Origin of the sequence: Chitinophaga sp. (assembly GCF_035564935.1) — a bacterium.
Classification (GTDB): domain Bacteria; phylum Bacteroidota; class Bacteroidia; order Chitinophagales; family Chitinophagaceae; genus Chitinophaga.
This window is the reverse complement of sequence record NZ_DATMTE010000759.1, coordinates 1-15,379: the sequence shown is the minus strand read 5'-3', so window position 1 is coordinate 15,379 and position 15,379 is coordinate 1. Positions and strand designations below refer to the sequence as shown.

At 47.3% G+C, this 15,379-nt stretch carries 13 protein-coding genes; 3 read left to right on the top strand and 10 right to left on the bottom strand.

Features of this window, described 5'->3' with window-relative positions; all coding sequences use genetic code 11:
- Positions 1 to 62: 62 nt before the first annotated feature.
- The 5 genes from VN105_RS19710 to VN105_RS19690 form a co-directional block, all read right to left on the bottom strand.
- Positions 63 to 674, bottom strand: coding sequence for a sigma-70 family RNA polymerase sigma factor (locus tag VN105_RS19710; RefSeq protein ID WP_325643374.1), 612 nt, complete (start codon positions 672 to 674; stop codon positions 63 to 65).
- Between the two features lie 240 nt (positions 675 to 914).
- Positions 915 to 1,811, bottom strand: coding sequence for a DUF5017 domain-containing protein (locus VN105_RS19705; RefSeq protein WP_325643372.1), 897 nt, complete (start codon positions 1,809 to 1,811; stop codon positions 915 to 917).
- 17 nt (positions 1,812 to 1,828) lie between these two features.
- The gene (locus tag VN105_RS19700; protein ID WP_325643370.1) at positions 1,829 to 3,394 is read right to left on the bottom strand and encodes a RagB/SusD family nutrient uptake outer membrane protein; all 1,566 of its coding nucleotides are present in this window, start codon (positions 3,392 to 3,394) and stop codon (positions 1,829 to 1,831) included.
- Positions 3,395 to 3,409: 15 nt separating this feature from the next.
- Entirely contained in the window at positions 3,410 to 6,817 is a 3,408-nt protein-coding gene (locus tag VN105_RS19695; protein WP_325643368.1) for a TonB-dependent receptor, read from the bottom strand.
- Between the two features lie 123 nt (positions 6,818 to 6,940).
- On the bottom strand, positions 6,941 to 7,915 hold the full coding sequence (locus VN105_RS19690) for a FecR family protein (protein WP_325643366.1): 975 nt from the start codon (positions 7,913 to 7,915) through the stop codon (positions 6,941 to 6,943).
- A gap of 109 nt (positions 7,916 to 8,024) precedes the next feature.
- Here VN105_RS19690 and VN105_RS19685 point away from each other — a divergent pair, with 109 nt between their 5' ends.
- Positions 8,025 to 8,633 (top strand): RNA polymerase sigma factor, encoded by a 609-nt coding sequence (locus VN105_RS19685; protein WP_325643364.1) that lies wholly within the window; start codon positions 8,025 to 8,027, stop codon positions 8,631 to 8,633.
- Entirely contained in the window at positions 8,630 to 10,426 is a 1,797-nt protein-coding gene (locus VN105_RS19680) for a long-chain fatty acid--CoA ligase (RefSeq protein WP_325643362.1), read from the top strand. The genes VN105_RS19685 and VN105_RS19680 overlap by 4 nt, the downstream gene beginning before the upstream one ends.
- On the opposite strand, the gene VN105_RS19675 is transcribed toward VN105_RS19680, so the two are convergent.
- Entirely contained in the window at positions 10,423 to 11,019 is a 597-nt protein-coding gene (locus tag VN105_RS19675) for a VTT domain-containing protein (RefSeq protein ID WP_325643360.1), read from the bottom strand. The two genes, VN105_RS19680 and VN105_RS19675, sit on opposite strands and share 4 nt — an antisense overlap.
- 225 nt (positions 11,020 to 11,244) lie before the next feature.
- Here VN105_RS19675 and VN105_RS19670 point away from each other — a divergent pair, with 225 nt between their 5' ends.
- The gene (locus tag VN105_RS19670; protein WP_325643358.1) at positions 11,245 to 12,600 is read left to right on the top strand and encodes a vanadium-dependent haloperoxidase; all 1,356 of its coding nucleotides are present in this window, start codon (positions 11,245 to 11,247) and stop codon (positions 12,598 to 12,600) included.
- 118 nt (positions 12,601 to 12,718) lie between these two features.
- Here VN105_RS19670 and VN105_RS19665 read toward each other — a convergent pair whose 3' ends face one another.
- The 4 genes from VN105_RS19665 to VN105_RS19650 are packed head-to-tail and all read right to left on the bottom strand — an operon-like array spanning position 12,719 to position 15,352.
- Entirely contained in the window at positions 12,719 to 13,288 is a 570-nt protein-coding gene (locus VN105_RS19665) for a DUF6620 family protein (RefSeq protein ID WP_325643356.1), read from the bottom strand.
- A gap of 11 nt (positions 13,289 to 13,299) precedes the next feature.
- Positions 13,300 to 14,127 carry a hypothetical protein gene (locus tag VN105_RS19660; protein WP_325643354.1) on the bottom strand — a complete coding sequence of 276 codons (828 nt, stop codon included), beginning with the start codon at positions 14,125 to 14,127 and terminating at the stop codon, positions 13,300 to 13,302.
- Positions 14,128 to 14,130: 3 nt separating this feature from the next.
- Positions 14,131 to 14,382 (bottom strand): hypothetical protein, encoded by a 252-nt coding sequence (locus tag VN105_RS19655; protein ID WP_325643352.1) that lies wholly within the window; start codon positions 14,380 to 14,382, stop codon positions 14,131 to 14,133.
- 16 nt (positions 14,383 to 14,398) lie between these two features.
- Positions 14,399 to 15,352: an SPFH domain-containing protein gene (locus VN105_RS19650; protein ID WP_325643351.1), complete on the bottom strand. Its 954-nt coding sequence runs from the start codon at positions 15,350 to 15,352 to the stop codon at positions 14,399 to 14,401.
- Positions 15,353 to 15,379 lie beyond the last annotated feature (27 nt).

Here is a 15,379-nt window from a genome sequence, read left to right as displayed (position 1 = left end):
TTATACTCAAAAAAAATAAAGTTTTTTTAACTTTTGTTGAAATGCCCTGCCATAGCGGAGGTTCAGAAAAAGAGGTAAAATGTTTCCAGCAGGCGCCGGGCAAACGGGGTAGTTTCCAGCGTTTCTTTGATCCTGCCCAGGGCGTTATAAAGGAGATTACTTACAGACTGGTATTTCATGTGCATCAGTTCCGCTATCTGGGCATTGGTAAAGCCCATATAAAAACGCAGCGTGATAATTTCCTGCTGCCGCCGCGATAATTTCTTAATGGCGTTATCCAGCAGCACACTACGGGAGTCATTAATTTCGGCGTCAATGATCCTTTCTTCCACGGTAGTTTCCACCTGGAGATGCTGGTGAAGGAATTTGTCCTGCTTGTCGGAAGCAGACCGGTATTGATAGTTGGCCCGGATCAGTTTATATTTCAGGCTGCGGCATAAATAAAACCGTATGGCCACTTCTTCGCTGATAGTGTCCCTGCTGTTCCATATCTCTATAAAAAGATCATGGATAATGTCTTTCAGCTTTTCCTGGTCGGCGCAAAACCTGGATCCATACTGGAACAGGTGCCTGGTATATTCGCGGTAAATCAGCGTAAAAGCAGCTTTGTCGCCCCTTTTAAATCGCTTCCATAAAGCAGCTTCCTCAAAACAAACGTCTTTTCTTGCAGGCATGCGTGGATCTTTTACAGCAAAACTGATTTTGGTATCAATTGGGTTGGCTAAAATTTTTGGATGTACCTGAAATGTAAATATTTTTTGTCAATCGGTCAAAAATCATTCAAATACCATAAAGGAAATACATAAAACTACCAGTAAAAAACGCCATCGCCTCTCTTTTTAATTGTCTAATATACACCTAAAAACAATAAGGCGCCTTCCGGGGCGCCTTATTACATGCTATTTCAAAAAAAATTATGGTGTAACCGTAATCACTACTTCTTTATAAACTGATTTACTTTCATAGACCGTTGTATTGGATGCTTCAAAAACCGCTTTAAAAGTACCCGGTGTTTTATAAATATTATAATAAGACGAAATAGTGTTGGAAGATATATTCTTTACCGATACACCTACATCCGGTATGGCGCGGTTCATGGTCAGCGCCTTTGTGATTACCCAGCTTTCGGATTCATCGCTGTTGGCGGCGCCCCCGGTTACCTTCAGATTAGTGGCGGATACCACCCATTTCACCTTGGGATTTTTCATGGCTACCACGGCAAAGGCGGCATCAGCCACGGAGGCAGCCACCGGCATCTTTGTATGACCGTCTTCCAACAGGTTGGTTACCGTGAATGTGGGAATGGTCCAGGTGCGTTGTGCGGAACTGCTCTTCTGCCCTGTATATTTAAAGGCGATGTAAACTGGCTGGCCATCGTTTACAAAGTCGGCCAGGTCTACTACACCGGAGGGCGTGTTATTGGAGCCGGCGGACAGTGTTGCCCTTTCGGTGATATCCGTCCAATGGGTATTGGGGCTGTACACGCCCGCTGAATCATACTGACCGTTAAAGTCTTTGGAGATCAGTATTGCCAGCGAATTGGTTTGCGATCCTGTTTGCATATAAGATGTAAACTGCAGCTGCGGTGTTCCCGGCGCGGAAGTCCGCTTGCGGTACTCATACTGATGGGTGCTGTCGCCCGCATAAAATGTAAGATTATACGGGTTGCCTGTCAGGTAAAAGGTTGCGGTATCACCCAATGCAACGGTGCTGTTTTTGGGGGTTACTGTAAAATCCGGATCAGGTACATCCTTAGAAGTACAGCCGGTAACTGCTCCCAATACGGTGAGTATATATAATAGCTTCTTCATAAAATCGTTTTTGTTGATCACCATCCTGGATTTTGCACCATGGCTTTATTCAGGGTCATTTCGTTAGAAGGGATCGGGTACAGTAAATGTCTTTCTGAAACACGTTCCGCCGCCACCGCTGCATACTGGTAAGTAGCTGTAGCGTAGGTCTTTATTTCTATGGCCTGGTCTCTCATAGCAGTGAGGTACAATCCCCAGCGGATCAGGTCCTGTTTACGCAATCCTTCAAAACAAAGCTCACGCGCCCTTTCATCCTGCACTGCCTGGAGAAAGGAATTTTTATCCAGCCCGGAAAGATCGGCAACAGGATCCGGTGTATTGGCGGGCTTACCATATCCCCTTCTTCTCACCATATTAATATACTGGTAAGCATTAGCCGGGCCGTTCACGGCATTCTCCGCCTCCGCCAGCATCAGCAGTACATCCGCATAACGCAGGATAGGAAAATTGGTAGGCGTATAATTTTTATTCAGCGGGCGTAGCAGCTCATACTCCCTGCGCCATTTGGCACAATTCCTCGCATAAATATTATTGGCGGCAATGTTGGCTTTAACGCCGCTGGCATTAAGGGTATAGGTAGAAATGGCCCAGTCGCGGCGTTCGTCGCCGGTTTCATAAAGATGGTACAACTTATAGGTGCTGCTGTTGAAGCCATACGCATAACCTACCACCTGGTCGTTAGACGAAGAACATTTCACCCCGTTTTCATTCCCTATACGGCCGCCGATCCTGTTGGCATCACTGTTGTTGCCCCAGTTACCGGTTTCCCAGATACATTCTTTCCAGTCGTCAATGTCCTGGCATTCGTTAATATAGATCTGTTTGTAATCAGGGTTCAGCGTATGGACGCCGGACTCAACTACCTTCAGCGCCCACTTGCGCGCTTCTGCATACTTGGATTCCTGCTTCAGCGGCTGTCCGGCCCATTGCAGGTATACCCTTGCCAGGATACCCTGTACTGTTGATTTGGAAATACGTTCTGTATTGTTGATATCCGTTACCGCATTCACCAGTCCCTCTGCCGCTATCATCTCTCCTTCAATAAAAGCATATATGTCTTTTGCAGGCGTACGGGCAAGATCTACATTATTCACAGAAGCAGAAGGCATTGTTTTCAAAGGCACATCACCCCAGTATTGCACCAGTGTAAAGTAATAGAACGCGCGAAGAAAACGGGCCTCTCCTTTTACCACCGATCTTTTGGCTTCATCCATGGCCGCTTTATCGATATTGGCCAGCAACATATTGGCCCTTTCAATGCCGGTGTACAGATAAGTCCACATTTCTGTAACCACCGGATCGGAGGCATCGTAGTTAAACCACCACACCCCTACAGGCTGATTGGTAACGGAATAGAAAGACTCGTCTGTACTGGCATTATGGCGGATGGGAATCCTTCCGCCCCACATAAACTCCATAGCGGCAGGACTATAAACACCGGCCAAAGCAGCATTCACTTCTGCTTCGTTGTTATAATAATTGGAAGGAGATACTGTTGATATGGGTTGCTTATCTAAAAACTTACTGCACCCGGATGCTATTATCATTAACAGGAAACAGGAAAAGAAGAGTATCTTTTTCATACACAAGCATTAATATTATAAAGTAAGATTAAGACCAAAAGTGAGGGTACGCGCCCGCGGATAGGATGAGTAGTCGAATCCCGGTGTGAGTGCAGTATAACCAATGGCCACTTCCGGATCGGAACCGGTGTATTTGGTCCAGGTGTAAAGATTTTGTGCAGATGCGTACAGGCGCAGGCTTTTGATCTTTACTCTTTTCAGCCATTCCGCAGGCAGGGTATATCCCAGCGACACTGTTTTTAAACGCAGGAATGAACCGTCTTCCAGTGTGCGGGTAGAATATACATAGCCAAACTGGCCCCCGGCGCGTGGAATATCGGTAGCCTGGTTATCGGGCGTCCACCGGTTCTCAAAGGTTTTGAACTGGTTGAGATAACTTTTATTACCTGTTTCAAAATTGATGCGGTTACCGTTCATTACCTGGTTGCCGTAAGACCATTGAAAGAACACGCTCAGGTCCAGGTTGCGGTATTTAAAGTTGTTGGTAAAACCGCCTATATGTACAGGCAATCCTCTTCCTATAATAGTACGGTCGTCTGCATTCACTACGCCGTCGCCATTGAGATCCCTGTATTTGATATCACCGGGTTTAATAGCGGCGCGGGTATTGCCATTGGTGGGCCTGTCGTCTTTCAGCAGGTAGTTACCGTTGGGAAGTGCATTGAAATCATCGTACTGGTACACACCATCCCAGATGTAACCATAAAACTGGCCTACCGGTTGCCCGATCTTCGCCAGGTACAACGGCACGGAACTATACCAGGAGTCCCAGTTCATAAAGGAAGTAAGTGATTCCTGGTTTTGTGTAAGCGCCAGTACTTTACTCCTGTTAAAGGAGATGTTAAAGCTGCTGCTCCAGCTGAACCCATTCTTACTTTTAATGTTCACGGTGTTCAATGCTATTTCCAGGCCCTCGTTACTTGTTTTACCTACGTTCTTAAACGCGCTGCCATAGCCGGTTGTAGGCGGCAGCTTTGCATTCAGGAGCAAATCGGAAGTTGTTTTCTTGTAGTAGTCGACCGACAAAGAGATCCGCGACTTAAAGAAATCTACATCAAGGCCGAGATCAGTTTGCGCGGTGTTCTCCCACTTCAGGTCTTCACTGGCAAGTGAGGTAGGTACGGCGCTTTGCTGCAGTTCATTATTAAAAGAATAGTAGGAATTGCGCACGGCAAAATCCAGCAAGGCATAGGTAGCGTATTCACCAACCCGGTTATTCCCCGTGATACCCCAGCTGCCGCGGAGTTTGGCGTCGGAAATAAAGCGGATATCCTTCATAAAGTTTTCATTCTTTATACGCCAGGCCACCGCGCCGGATGGGAAATAACTCCACTGGTTACCAGCCCTGAACTTGGAGGAACCGTCGGAGCGGAAGGAAGCCGTGAACAGGTAACGGTCTTTGTAAGTGTAGTTCAGTCGTGCCAGCATGGAAGCCATAGACCACTCAGTAGCGCGGGAAGTAATAGGTTGTGGTACACCCTGGCTTAACCCGCCCAGTCCCAGTTTTTCATTGGGCAGCTGGTTGGCCGACATGCCATATACACTGCTTTTATTGCCTTGCGCCGTAAAGCCCGCCAATGCGTTGAAGTGATGATCCTTTCCTACTTGCTTATCATATACCAGCGTATTTTCATTCAGCCAGGTGCTGGATTCATAATAAATAATAGAACCGTTTACTTTATAAACTGTGGCAGGATTACCGCTTCTGGTTTGCGAGTTGTTAAACGCATCGTTGCGTTGCGTATTCTTGTTAATACCACCTGATATGCGGAAGGTAAGGTCCGGCAGTATCTTGTATTCCGCAAAGCCATTGGCCACAAGGTTGTTCACGTTGCGGAAGCGGTATTCATTTTCTGCACTCAGGATGGGGTTAATGCGGTAATCGGTGCCGGAGTTCACCATATCATCCGTCAGTTCATCTTCAAAGTCTTCATTAATAGGCTTTGATGAATTAAGCGGCGCCACGGGGCGGTAGCCCCATGCGCTGTACAGCAGGTTATTCATGGAAGAAAGGCTGAGGGAAGACGGGGACGTACCATAGGTGCCGGTATTGGCATAGTTAACATTACCGCCTACTTTCAGCTTGTCATTGATCTGCTGGTCGATGCTTACCTTTCCCTGGTAACGTTTGAACCCTGAATTGATAATGATCCCCTGCTGATCCAGGATCTGGCCGGATATGGCATACCTGGTTTTATCCGTTCCGCCGGACATGGACAGGGAATGATTTTGCATAGGCGCTACGCGGTATAATTTATCCTGCCAGTCGATGGCGGGTACATTCTTATAATCTTCCAGTTTGGTACCATTGGCGAGATAGGTAAGATCCAGGTCTGTAGCCTTGATTTCCTGCTGCAGTTTTACAAACTCGTATGCATCCATTACCGGGATGTTGCGGATATTCTGCATAATACCGTAGGAAGGGTTATAGCGGATCACCGGGCCGCCGGTTTTACCTCTTTTAGTGGTAATGATGATAACGCCGTTGGCGCCTCTGGCACCATAAATAGCGGTGGCGGAAGCATCTTTCAGTACATCGATAGATTCAATATCATCCGGGTTCAGGATGTTATTTTCGGCGGATTCAATGGGAAAGCCGTCTATTACATAGAGTGGCGAGTTATCCTGTGTGAGGGAGTTATTACCACGGATAATAATGGTAGCAGCGGAACCGGGCTGTCCTTCCGAGGAAGACACCTGCACCCCGGCCACACGGCCGGCCAGCGCTTCGTCGAAAGAGGCTACCGGCGCCTTGTTCATATCATCCATGTTAACGCTGCCCACGGAGCCTGTAAGGTCTTTCCTTTTCCGGGAGCCATAACCGATTACCACGGTTTCATTCAGTTTACTGGCCACGGTTTCCAGCGATACCTGGATGCGGCTCTGACCGTGCACCGCTTCTTCACGACTGGAGTAGCCGATGATCCTGAATACCAGCGTGGCTTTGGGCGATACATTATTTAATTCGTATTCGCCGTTTTCATTGGTAGTAGCGCCAAGGCGGGTACCTTTAGCAGCTACGGACACACCTGGTATGGCTTCGCCCGTGCGGCTATCCACCACTTTACCACTTACTTTTAACCCGGGCTCCCGGGGCGTTTGCGGCTTTGCTTTTTCGATCAGTACTTTCCCTGCTACCAGTTGGTAATCCAGTTGCAATGGGGGTAGTATCCGTTTGAGAACAGCTTCCACAGTTACATTTGCGGCAGTGTAATTCACTGCAGCGTCAAAAGCGGCATCATTGGAGGTATACACGAATGCTACCCCGGACTCTTTGGTAATTGTTTTCAGCGCCTGCTTCAGCGGCGTGTTTTTAAAGCTGACACTGATCTGTTCTGACAGGTTTGCCTGGCCCATACTTTCCAGGGACACAGCCATGAGCATAACGATGACAGGTAAGGCAAGGAATAGTTTCTTCCACATAATTTCGATTGATTGTAATGTCGTACATGATAGTAATTGCAGGGTGGTGCAGGCAAGGCCCGACCATTCACATTTTTAGCAGGATTCTTTTAGCATAGCGGATTGTTGACAGTGAATAAATAATCATTTACGGTGAGACGCTTCCTTACTGAAAAGCCGGATGGTATCGCCTTCCCGTTTAACGCTTGTTTTTGTTAAGGTGCTGATGATCTTCAGGATATCATCCAGGGATTCAGTTTCAAATTCACCGTTGAAACGGTAGTCCGATAATCGTTTATCCATGAGGGTGATATGCACATTATATTTATTGGAAAGCTTTACCGCCACTTCCGGCAGCAGCGTTTCTTCAAACACTAACCGGCCTTCGCTCCAGGCCATGGCATTTTCCGGTTTATCTGCCGCGGAGGTAACCAATGCCGCCGTAGCCGCGTTAAAGGTCGCCTTCTGTTTAGGCAGCAGCGTTACGCTTTGTTGCGACAACGTGTCTGTTACCGCCACTTTTCCCGTTAACACGGTTACTGATAGCTGTGTAAGGTGTTTATACGCCGTGATATTGAAAGAGGTTCCCAATACGGTGGTATTCAGTGTACCGGAATGAATAATAAAAGGCTTCCGCGGGTCGGGCGCTACATCAAAGAAAGCCTCTCCTTCCAGCGTAATTTCCCTTGTGCTGCCGGTAAAGGCTTCAGGGTATTTCAGCGTACTACCTGCATTAAGCACAATGACCGTACTATCCGGCAGGATAATTTTCTTCATGGTGCGCAGGGGCGCTTCAATGGCAATATCTGCTACTACCGGGGCCCTGCGATTTTTAAGGAAGTAGAATGCGCCACTTGTCATGCCGAGTAAACCTGCTACCATAGCGGCCACACGGGCTATCCTTACGATAGAGAGCTTAGGCCGCACCCTGTTCATTACCTGCCGGATGGCCGCTGATCTTTCATCCGGCGCCAGTACCGGCTCCGCAGCTTCCCAGCCCTTGTCCATAAAGTTTTCCAGCCAGTTCTCCGGCTGGTCTTCCAGCCATTGCTCCACCTCGCGGCGTTCCGCCTCCGTTACTTCTCCCCTTAAAAATTTATCCAGTAATACAGGATCCATGGTCATCTTTTGATTTACATCGTATACAACACGTTTTTTAAAAAGAATGCCTATACACTCTTTCGTTTCTTAACATTTTATTAACTTGGGAGATGTAGATTTGCCCGAAATGAAACCAATTCGAAACAAAACGCAACACAGGTTTAATTGTATCGTGGAGGACACTTTCGACCGGTTATATTCGTCACTATATCCTTTATGTAACGACAAGCAGCGGTGTGAGGACATTATACAGGAAACGTATATCCGGTTATGGAAGAACATCGACGAGGTGCAGGACGATGAAACCATTATCCGTTTATTAAAGCTTTACGCGAGAAACATATTCCTGGATGAAGTGAGAACAGCGGCACGCAGGAAAGCGTCGCTGGCGCGTCATATTTCCGAAGAGGAAGTGGATTCCCCGGCGGAGCATATGGAAGACCGGGAACTGTATATGACCATTCAATCGGCCATTAATAAACTGCCCCCGCAGCAGCAGCTCATTTTCCGCCTGCATAAGGAACAGGCGTTGAGTTACAAACAGATCTCCGCACGGATGAACATCGGTACGGGCACCATAGAAGCGCATATGAACCGTGCCTTGAAAACTTTAAAGCAATTGCTTTCCCACCTGAAAAAAAAAAATAATCCGCCACGCTTTCCCTTCTTTCGCGGAGCGAAGTTTCATACCGGTTTTTTAGTATATTTAAAGAACATCCTTAATTTTCACGTATGAACAACGTTTCCAAGAGTAGGCTTTTTGATGCAGTTGCCTGGCAGTTGGCCAAATTCCCTAAACCTGATATGCTTGCGGCTAAAATTGACGGACAATGGAAAACCTATGACACCGCCGCCGTCAGTGAAATTGTAAATCGTTACAGCGCGGGCTTGTTACAACTGGGTGTTGGCGGCAACGACTTCACCGCCGAAAGCGCCGATAAAATTGCTATTATCAGCAACAATCGCCCGGAATGGGTGTTCACGGATCTCGCCGTGCAGCAAACAGGCGCTGTACTGGTACCCATTTACCCTACTACCAATCCTGCCGAATTACAGTTTATCCTGAAGGATGCCGCTGTGAAATATTTGTTCGTTAGCAGCAGGGAATTACTGGATAAAGTAAACAGCATCCGGGAAGGGGTTCCTTCTTTACAACATATTTATACCTTCGATGAAATACCCGGCGCCACCCACTGGTCTGCCATTACCGCACAGGCCACCACTGAGTTGTTGCAACAGGTAGAAAGCATAAAGGCCGGCATTGATCCCGGCCACCTGGCTACTATTATTTATACTTCCGGTACTACCGGCACTCCCAAAGGGGTAATGCTAACGCATAATAACATTGTTTCGAATGTTTTTTTATCCAAGGAAAGCTTCCCGTTTGAAGATGCCCCGCAGCCTTGTAAGGTACTGAGCTTTTTACCACTGAATCATATTTTTGAAAAGTGCGTCACCTATATTTACCTGTTCAGCGGCATCAGTATTTATTATGCAGAAAGCATGGATACACTCAGTGCCAACCTGAAAGAGATCGGCCCCGATGGATTTACCACCGTTCCCCGTCTCCTTGAAAAAGTATTTGAAAAAATTATGGCTACCGGCAGCGGGTTAACCGGTATTAAACGCAAATTGTTTTTCTGGGCGGTATCTCTTGCAGGAAAGTACGATAACAATATCAGCGGCGGCGCGTGGTACAACCTGCAGCTGGCTATTGCCAATAAACTGGTGTTCAGCAAATGGCGGCTGGCGCTGGGCAACAACATCCGGTTCATTGTAACCGGTGGCGCGGCCTGCCAGGAAAAACTGCTGCGCATTTTTAATGCCGCGCGCATACCCGTGTATGAAGGTTACGGGCCCACAGAAAACAGCCCCGTTATTTGTGTGAACCGCAAAACACCCGGGGATACAAAGTTTGGTACCGTAGGCCCGCCTATCAACGGCATTGAAGTAAAGCTGGCGGAAGACGGTGAAATATGTGTGAAAGGCCCCTCCGTTATGAAAGGCTATTACAAACGCCCCGACCTTACCGCTGAAACAGTGATTGATGGCTGGCTGCACACCGGCGATATAGGACTATGGGTAGATGATAAATTCCTGAAGATCACCGACCGCAAAAAAGAATTGTTTAAAACCAGCGGCGGAAAATACGTGGCCCCGCAGCCGATTGAAAATAAATTCAAGGAAAGCCCCTTTATTGAACAGATCATGGTAGTAGGCGCCGGCGAAAAGTTTACAGGCGCTTTAATTGTTCCTGCCTTTGCCTATCTGAAATACTGGATGAACCAACAGAACATTCCTTTCAGCAGCAATGAAGCAGCGGTTAAAAATCCGAAAGTGCTGGAGATGTACCAACAGGTAGTAGACAATTACAACCAGCATTTTAACCACGTAGAACAAATCAAAAAGTTTGAACTGCTCACGGAAGAATGGAGTATTGCAGGCGGCGAAATGACGCCCAAGCTTAGTTTAAAAAGAAAAGTGGTGACAGAGAAATTCAAAGATGTGATTGCAAAAATTTATAGTTAGGAAGATGATTTCCGAAATTCCTTTACAATGCGGATCACTACAGGAACCGTTACCGTAACAATGATCGCCGCAATAAAATATTTGAGATATGGTTTCAGGAACGGCATGCTGCCAATAAGATAGCCGGCCAGTGTAAAGCTGAAGGCATACGCAATGGAACCAATGGTGACGAATAAAAGGAAACGCCGGAAATCGAGTTTGATCATTCCTGCAACAATGGGCGCAAACGTGCGGATAAGGGGGAGGAAAACCCCTACCGTGAGCGCAGTGGCGCCATGCTTTTTATAAAAAGTTTCTGCCGACACCAGGTACTGCCGGCGAAAGATCCCCGAATCTTTTTTGTTTTTCAACAAGTGACCGGTGGTCCGTCCGAACCAATACCCCGTGGCATTACCCGCCACCGCAGCTACAGCGCACAAAGCGCAAATCACCAGTACATTATTATCAAAGCTTCCTGAAGCCGCCAATACACCGGCGGTAAACATAAATCCCCCGCTTGGAAGAAAGAAGCAAAAAAACAATCCTGTTTGTCCGAATACAGAAAGGCATACAATCAATAGCCCGCCATAGCTGATCCACGATTCAGCGTTCATAGTTGATGTTGTTTTAAGGGTTGTTATGTGCTTCCGCTACCCTGAATATAAAGTCATTTTTATGCACCATAAGTGCCGGCGTATCAAATTTGCCGCGGGGTAATTTACAATTAAAACTTTTATACTTTAAAAAAAGCATTCACTACGCTGATTGGCTGCGTGATGATGGGTTAATTTGGTGGAGTTGTTTGTAACCATACATGTATTAACCTTAAAAAGTAAAAAATGAAAACCTATTGTTTGTTAGCCCGTACTGTTGCACTCCTTTTTGCAGCCGGTATAGTGGCATGTAAAAAAAATGACGCCCTGGTTCAAAGTATTCCCGGTACATCGGGGCAATTAGCGGTGAGCACCCTGCCGGCCGGCGGGGAGATAGCAGTGCCTGTTTCCTGGTACAACCTGGAACTGAAGCTGATAAAAGAAACGCCGGGATTTAGTCCGCCGGTAGCTGCCAGGGCTATTGCCTACACGGGTATCACACTGCGGGAGGCAGTATTGGGCGGTATGAATGGAGCGCCTTCCCTTGGAGGTCAGCTGAATGGGCTGGGGCGCCTGCCCGCGCCGGAAAGAGGGAAAAAATATAATTGGGTAATTGCTGGCAACAGTGCGATGGCGCAGATCATTAAAAGCCTGTTTGCCAATGCAGGCAGCGGAAATATTGGCCTGGTTACACAACTGGAAAGTGATAACCAGCAGGCGTATGCTGGCAGCTGTTCACCTGAAGTGATCAGTCGCTCGGTAAGCTATGGCCGGTTAATCGCCAGTGCCATTTACCAGTGGTCGGCTTCAGATGGTGGTAAAGACGGGTACCTGAATAATTTTCCCACAGACTATACGCCACCTGTTGGCCCCGGCTACTGGGTGCCCACAGCACCGCTCTTCCAGCGGGCCATGCTGCCTTACTGGGGAAAGAACCGCCCTATCGTTAAATTCAGTGCATCAGATTCAGCCAACATTCCACCACCCGCTTTCTCAACAGATACAGCCAGCGCATTTTACAAAGCAGCCTATTTTGTTTACCGGAAAGGACAAACACTTACACCGGAAGAAACCATCATTGCCCAATACTGGGCAGACGGCGGCGGTACCTTCACTCCTCCCGGACACCTGATAGCCCTCACTGCACAGCTGGTAACGGACCAGCAGCTGAGCCTGGGCCAGGCTGCCAACCTCTTTGCACAGGTGGGAATAGGACTGAATGATGCAGGTATTCTTTGCTGGAAATATAAATACAAATACAACCTGGTTCGCCCCATTTCGTATATCCATTCAAATATGGACAGCAGTTGGACACCGCTTATAGCAACACCTCCTTTTCCATCCTATACATCGGGGCACGCCTCCTTTACCAGTGCGGCAGGCCATATCCTTGCAGCGCGTTTTGGCAGCAATTTTTCTTTTACAGACAATCAGAAGGTGCCGGAAGGGTTTACACCACGTTCTTTCAGCAGCTTCTCACAAATGATCGACGAGGCCTCCATTTCGAGAGTATACGGCGGTATTCACTACGAATACGATAGCGAAACAGGAAAACTCACCGCAAGAAGCCTGACGCAAAAAATACTCTCATTGAACTATTAATTCCTTCGGCGAAGTTTACATTATTGTTTGCTCCGATCCCTTCCAGAATGAGAAAAGGCTGTATCATACCTTTGATACAGCCTTTTCTTTACTAACCCAACCCTTTTAAGGAAGCAATCTAAAATTGAATATCGTCAGCCACGTTTCCACCCTGCTTTTCGGCAAACAGCTGCTGGTACTTTGCCTGGTACGCTGCCTGTTTTGCGTTATACCCGGCATAGTCAGCCTGGATATCCCGGTGGATCTGGTCATTCCATTTGGAAGCTGCCATCTGGAAATCACCGAGGGGAATTGCATACTTGTCCATAATCCATTGCGCGCCATCCAGGCCGTAATCGTAAGCCACCTGCCTGGCTACTTCCAGCTCCTGGTAGAAGTCCTTGTCCGCCTTGATCTTTTCAATATTGCCGGCGCCCTCTGCAGATGTTGCTGCCTTTAAGCCACTGAACTTCGGATGCTGATCCGCCTGGCCAAAGTACTGCCCAAAAAGCGTTACAATGTGAAAGGTAGCATCCTGCTTCATCCGTTCAGGCCAAAGCAGGTTGGCTTCCTGCCAAACAGGTAGCTCTACTCCCAGCGCTTTTGCTACGTCGTCTTCACTAAGGCCACTACCCAGCTTTGCACAGGCAGCGCCGTAATCTTCTAATGTAATACCATGAATGGGTTCTAATAATGGATTGCCGGACATATCGTTATTATTTAATGATGATTAATAGTATAGTCACTTAATAAACGTTCGTAAAATTTCTCATTCTCGCCTGCCATATCAGGTACTATCTTATTCCATTCATCAAACATCGCACGCAGGTAATGCCGGTACAGCGCCGGATTTTTAGGCCTGGTTTCCTCGTAGTTCCTGAGCAAATGGGCAGTGCGCTGTTCTGCCAGGCTACGCGCCTGGTGAAATACCATACGCGCTCCTGTAGAAGGACTAAAGGTATTCTGCGACTGGCAAAACGGGCAGGTGATGTAAGTATCAATAAAAAACATCTTTGGAATAGTAATATTGCCCCCGCATTGTTTGCAGCTGAACCGGTGTCTTATCCTTTCAAAGGCCGCCAGCTCTTCCTGGTAGGCGCCTTCCAGGTCCTGCTCCCCGGCAGCATTCTTCAGCAACGTAATGGCTTCATTGATCTTCTCTTCAAAAATAAAATGCCGGTTCAGGCAGGCCATCCTGAATGTATGCAGCTTACCGTGATATTGATGGCCGGCAGTGGTGATAACAGACGGGATCATGGATTCCGATGCATACACAAAGGAAATAATATTATCGTCCTTCACTTCATTGGCCTTATTCCTCATCTGGTTCACCTGCCCTGTAAGTCCCAACACCATTTGGCTATGCGCCCGTTTATACGGGTCGGTATCCTCCCGGAAAGCCCGCTGCAGCTCAGGTACTGCAGCCGTGATCATTTCCAGCATACGGGCTTCCAGCTTATCAAGGAAAGTAAACCATCTTTCCTGCCTTGTATTGATCTCCGCAATTAATGCGGGATTCTCATACTTCCTGCCAAATAAACCAAACATTGTTTATGAATTATTTTCCTTTTTGATATGCATGCCATCTGTCAGTTTTGTATCCATAAATACAAATCCGCAGTAGGCGCAGGCAGTAAGTCCTTTCGTGTAAGCCCGTCCCGCGCCGCACTCAGGGCAATCGCGGATATCCATCTTAGCTTCTTCCTTCTTAATTTCACCACCATAGTGTTCCTGGGTTTCCACCTTTTGCTTCAGCTGTTCCAGGAAGTTGAACACCCTTTTCTTTTCTTCTTCTGCCATCATGCTTACCGGTTGAAGGTTAAAGTAATTTCAGCAGTTCTTCTTTTTTTGCAGCATACTCCTGCTCCGTGATGAGCTGCGCATCAAAGAGCGCCTTCAGCTGCTTAAGCCGTTCTGTTATATCTGTTGCCGGGGCGGGCTGCTGCTGCATTGTTCCATTGGTGATCATATTGGTGATCATGCCCATGGTTACCGCCTGCCGCGCGCCGTTGCCCAAATCAGTACCTTCTTTATCCATCGCATTCGCAATGCTGTACTGCGAAAACTTATTCATATCCGTTACCATATTCATACCTGTAACCTTATCGTACTGTTTCAGTACATCTTCCGGTAACGTAATACCGGTAATGGTAAAGCGGGTAATTTCCAGGCCAAAATCAGTAAAATAAGGCTGGATCAACGGCTGGATCTTTTCATTTAACGCGGAAATATTTCCCGCAGCATCTACTACAGCAATATTCGCAAGCGCCAGCGCTTCTGCAAATTTCGGCGCGATGAAATCGCGCAGCTGCAACTCCAGTTCTATGATATTTAACCTGGGCCAGGTACCGGCATATTCCTTGAAGAACCGCGATACATCAGCTATCCGGATATTATAGGTGCCAAAAGCCCTTACACGTACCTGCCCAAAGCTGGCATCCTTCATTAACACCGGGACCGGGGTACCCCATTTGAGGTTAACAAACTGGTGGGTATTGAAAAAATAAATATCTGCTTTAACGGGACTTTCAAAACCATATTTCCAGCCCCGAAGCCTTGTAAGTATAGGAATATTTTCAGTGCTCAGGGTATGTTTCCCTGCAGGAAATACATCTGCCAGCTGCCCTTCGTTCAGGAAAAGCGCATGCTGGCTTTCCCTTACGGTTAGCACCGCCCCGTTCTTAATTTCTTTATCTGCATCTGCAAACTTCCACATCAGGGCATTGGGGTCCGGTGTTACGGACTCAATGATTTCTATAAAAGGTAATCCCATACTGCAAGATTTAAATATTAGGCGCCT

Coding starts and splice junctions, on each gene's coding strand:
- VN105_RS19710 (WP_325643374.1), bottom strand. CDS start 674: ATGCCTGCAAGAAAAGACGTTTGTTTTGAGGAAGCTGCTTTATGGAAG.
- VN105_RS19705 (WP_325643372.1), bottom strand. CDS start 1,811: ATGAAGAAGCTATTATATATACTCACCGTATTGGGAGCAGTTACCGGC.
- VN105_RS19700 (WP_325643370.1), bottom strand. CDS start 3,394: ATGAAAAAGATACTCTTCTTTTCCTGTTTCCTGTTAATGATAATAGCA.
- VN105_RS19695 (WP_325643368.1), bottom strand. CDS start 6,817: ATGTGGAAGAAACTATTCCTTGCCTTACCTGTCATCGTTATGCTCATG.
- VN105_RS19690 (WP_325643366.1), bottom strand. CDS start 7,915: ATGGATCCTGTATTACTGGATAAATTTTTAAGGGGAGAAGTAACGGAG.
- VN105_RS19685 (WP_325643364.1), top strand. CDS start 8,025: ATGAAACCAATTCGAAACAAAACGCAACACAGGTTTAATTGTATCGTG.
- VN105_RS19680 (WP_325643362.1), top strand. CDS start 8,630: ATGAACAACGTTTCCAAGAGTAGGCTTTTTGATGCAGTTGCCTGGCAG.
- VN105_RS19675 (WP_325643360.1), bottom strand. CDS start 11,019: ATGAACGCTGAATCGTGGATCAGCTATGGCGGGCTATTGATTGTATGC.
- VN105_RS19670 (WP_325643358.1), top strand. CDS start 11,245: ATGAAAACCTATTGTTTGTTAGCCCGTACTGTTGCACTCCTTTTTGCA.
- VN105_RS19665 (WP_325643356.1), bottom strand. CDS start 13,288: ATGTCCGGCAATCCATTATTAGAACCCATTCATGGTATTACATTAGAA.
- VN105_RS19660 (WP_325643354.1), bottom strand. CDS start 14,127: ATGTTTGGTTTATTTGGCAGGAAGTATGAGAATCCCGCATTAATTGCG.
- VN105_RS19655 (WP_325643352.1), bottom strand. CDS start 14,382: ATGATGGCAGAAGAAGAAAAGAAAAGGGTGTTCAACTTCCTGGAACAG.
- VN105_RS19650 (WP_325643351.1), bottom strand. CDS start 15,352: ATGGGATTACCTTTTATAGAAATCATTGAGTCCGTAACACCGGACCCC.